Origin of the sequence: Streptomyces sp. NPDC059740, from assembly GCF_042733155.1 — a bacterium.
Lineage (GTDB): Bacteria > Actinomycetota > Actinomycetes > Streptomycetales > Streptomycetaceae > Streptomyces.
The window spans coordinates 1-3,306 of record NZ_JBHWGP010000094.1; the positions used below are offsets into that span (position 1 = coordinate 1).

2 protein-coding genes and 2 pseudogenes are annotated in these 3,306 nt (G+C 64.9%); 3 read left to right on the top strand and 1 reads right to left on the bottom strand.

Going from position 1 to position 3,306, the window contains the following annotated elements; genetic code table 11:
* Positions 1-149 precede the first annotated feature (149 nt).
* Both ACFV3R_RS34540 and ACFV3R_RS34545 read left to right on the top strand, forming a co-directional pair.
* Positions 150-803, top strand: a pseudogene (locus ACFV3R_RS34540) (RHS repeat-associated core domain-containing protein); the annotation flags it as partial.
* A gap of 25 nt (positions 804-828) precedes the next feature.
* Positions 829-963 (top strand): hypothetical protein, encoded by a 135-nt coding sequence (locus tag ACFV3R_RS34545; RefSeq protein ID WP_385591509.1) that lies wholly within the window; start codon positions 829-831, stop codon positions 961-963.
* A 624-nt stretch (positions 964-1,587) separates the two neighbouring features.
* Here ACFV3R_RS34545 and ACFV3R_RS34550 read toward each other — a convergent pair.
* The gene (locus ACFV3R_RS34550; protein ID WP_385591511.1) at positions 1,588-2,799 is read right to left on the bottom strand and encodes an ISAs1 family transposase; all 1,212 of its coding nucleotides are present in this window, start codon (positions 2,797-2,799) and stop codon (positions 1,588-1,590) included.
* Between the two features lie 129 nt (positions 2,800-2,928).
* Here ACFV3R_RS34550 and ACFV3R_RS34555 point away from each other — a divergent pair.
* Positions 2,929-3,271, top strand: a pseudogene (locus ACFV3R_RS34555) (IS630 family transposase); the annotation flags it as partial.
* Positions 3,272-3,306 lie beyond the last annotated feature (35 nt).

Consider the following 3,306-nt stretch of genomic DNA (forward strand, 5'->3'; position numbering starts at 1 on the left):
ACGCCGCACACTCTCGGCACACACCCCCACCGCCCTCGCGATCTCCGCGTTCGAGACACCACCCTCAAACAACTCGACTGCCCGAACACGACGCGTCTCCGCCAACTGAGGCCGCGACAAAGGAGGAAGACAGGAGCCGGCGACCGAAAGAGAAGGGCTTCATCCGCGAACCCGGGGGCACGCTCAACTCCATGAACACCGGGGGGAAGACCTACTACTACCTCACCGACGCGCTCGGCTCCGTCATCGGCCTCGCCGACGAAAACGGAACCAAGGTCGACACCTACAGCTACAGCCCCCGCGGCGTCACCCGCACCGCCACCGACGAAACCATCCCCCAACCGTTCCGCTTCGCCGGCGGCTACCAGGACCCCACCGGCCTCTACCACTACGGCGCCCGCTACTACGACCCCAACATCGGACGCTTCACCCAACCCGACCCCACCGGCCAAGAGAAGAACCCCTACCTCTACGCCGAAGGCGACCCCGTCAACCGCATCGACCCCAACGGCACCCTTTCGGCGGAGGTGGGTATAGAAGCGTGCGATGTGCTTTGCATTGGAGGTGGCATCGGATTCAACGAGGATGGTAGTGCTCACCCCTACTTCTCCCTCGGTACTGGTACTCCCGGCGTCAGTGCTGACGGCAGTTTGTCCTCAGGGAGCGCGAACTCCGGTTTGACAGGCGAGGCGAGCTGCGGGATCGGCCCGGCTGAAGTATCCGCCAGCACCGACGGATCGCTCGGAATTGGTACCGGAGGGAGTACCGGAAAATGCTCGGCCACAGCGAAGTACACGTTCTGATGTGTAATTTGGGCAGGAGGATTTCATGAACACCTTGATTTTCCTGTCACAGGACAGGCGTCCCGATGGTCCTGCATGGTTCCCGTATGCTTTCCTCGCGGCGGTCGTGCTGGTGGGAATATGGCTGCTGGTGCGCTTTGTGGGACGCAGGAAGCGGTGAATTGATGTAGGTGGGGGCGACTGGCGTGTCGGTCGCCCCCGCGGCGGTTATCTGCTCGCCTAGCATTCTTATTGCCAGGGAGGGTTTTATGGGTGTGTTCGTTGGGTTTCTTCTCTTTGTGTTTGGTGCGTGCTTTGCCGTATTTTCCAAAAGGTTCGCTGAGACTTCAACTGCAAGCCGACAAAAAATTCTCGGGTCGTCCGGCGGGAAGGGGATGCGTGTTTGGAACCGCTTCATCTTCGTGATCGTCGGTAGCGCGATAGCGCTCGGTGGACTGTTTTACGCTTTCTCTCGCCTCTGAAAATAGACTGCGGCGACGTGTAGTAGCTCCCCATGCTCTTGAGGTGGGTGCGAGTTTCTAAACACGCCGCCGCTCGAGAGCCGTTGGCGGCAACGCGGATCCTTCAGCCGCGGCCCGGTGGGCCGGCTGCTGCGTCATGTTTCAGGAACACCTGGGTGGGGCTATAGCGCCCGGCTCCGGCTATGACGACCCACCGGTGGGTCGTCATAGCCGGAGCCGCGGCGGGGAACGGGTCAGTAAGCGGTGTTGCGGTTGATCAGGAAGAGCAAGAGATCCGGCCGCTGATGTGGATGAACTGGGCGCAGAGGTGACGCAGGGGTTGATCAAGTTCCCTGGGCGTCCGGGTTGTTGGTGATGCCCAGTAGCGGGAGGGCTCGTTCGGGCTGGTCGCGGATTGCGCGGGTGGTCTTGGCGATGTTGACGGCTCCGAGGGTTTTGAGCAGGCCGATGGCGAGGTTGTGGAAGGTGGCCATGGCGCGGGGTGCGGTGCCGGTGTGGAGGGTGGAGGCGTCTTCGGCGTAGGTCACGTCTCTCACGTGGTGCAGGGCCTCGACGGCCCAGTGGCCGCGGACGGTGGCGGCGAGTTCGGCCGGGGTGGTCTGGTGGGTGTCGAGGCTGGTGACGGCGTAGACGGTCTCGCGACTCTCGCGCTCGCCGGTCTGTTTGCGGCGTCGGTGGATGCGGAGGGCGAGGCGGCTGTGGGGGAAGGCGATCCCGCCGAGTCCGTCGGCGATGCCGCAGGTCTTGACCGAGCGGGACTCCCGGCGGCCGTGTCCGGCGGAGGAAGCGGTGTGCTGGACGGCGATGTCCGGCCAGGGCAGGGCGGCGAGCTGGTGGTGGGCGGTCGGCTGATTCCGCTTGATCATGGCGATGTAGTGGGCGTTCTTCGTCTCCACCAGCCAGGTGACGTTCGCCTTGACCGAATGCAGGGCGTCGAAGGTGACCAGGGATCCGTCCAGGTCCAGCGGTTCAAGCAGGGGCCGGAAGTGCGCGGTCTCGTTCGTCTTGGTTCCGACCTCGGCCTGGGCGAGGGCCAGGGCCCGGTGGTGAGTGACGGCGGAGAGCAGGTGTCTGCGGCCGGCGGACAGGCGGGCCGATCCTCGCAGTGACTTGCCGTCGACGGCGATCACCTGTCGTTTCCCCGAGACTGTTCCCGCGGTGTTCCGGGCGGTCAGGTAGGCGCCGACCGCTTGGTCCAAGGCGTCACCGTCGACGGCCGCGAGCACGCGGCCGATCGTGGTCCGCGAGGGGGCACGGCGCCACCCGAGCGGATGCCAGCGGACTCCGACGGCCGTCAGCACGGTGTCCGAGGCCCGTGCCGCCCACTCGGCGATCTCATCCACACTCCTCATTCCGGAGACGGTCGCGCAGGCACAGACGAGGAGGATCGCGGTCAGCGAGTACCAGCAGCCCCGCCTCGCCCGCGGGTCGGGCACCCGCTCCAGAAAGGGCTGCAGTTCAGCGACTTGACTGGCATCCAGCGGACCCAGCTTCACCAGCACCGGCGGGATAAGAGAAGATGCAGCGGCAGGCACGGGCCACCTCGTGATCGTTGAGCTTCGACACCCCAATGATCACGAAGCCCGTGCCTGCTCTGCTATCCACCCCAACCGGTCACGCCCCGACCAATCGCCCGACCCGGGAACTCGCCCAAGCCCTGCCATGAGGAGGGCGTCTCCTTTCAACCCGTGAAGACCTGAAAGTCCTCGAACGACCCGGACTACGCCGCGAAGAGGGCCCGGGTCGAGCACCTCTACGCGATCGCCAACGGCGAGGTCGTCCCCGAGGAAGGCGAGCCCGAAGTCATCTTCTGCATGGGCGAGATCGGCACGATCAACCTCCACCCCCACCCCCGGACGCCAGTGGGCCGAGCGCGGCGGCAAGCGCAAGGATCTCGACCGCGAGCCGCGGCCCCGCCGCCGTGCGACCTACACCCGCCCGCACGGCTGCCTGATCTCATCTGTTCTGTATGAAGACGTTCTTTTGCAGCGCTCTGAACTGCACGGATGCAAAAGGTGAGACTCATTGGAAGCGCGTGTGTT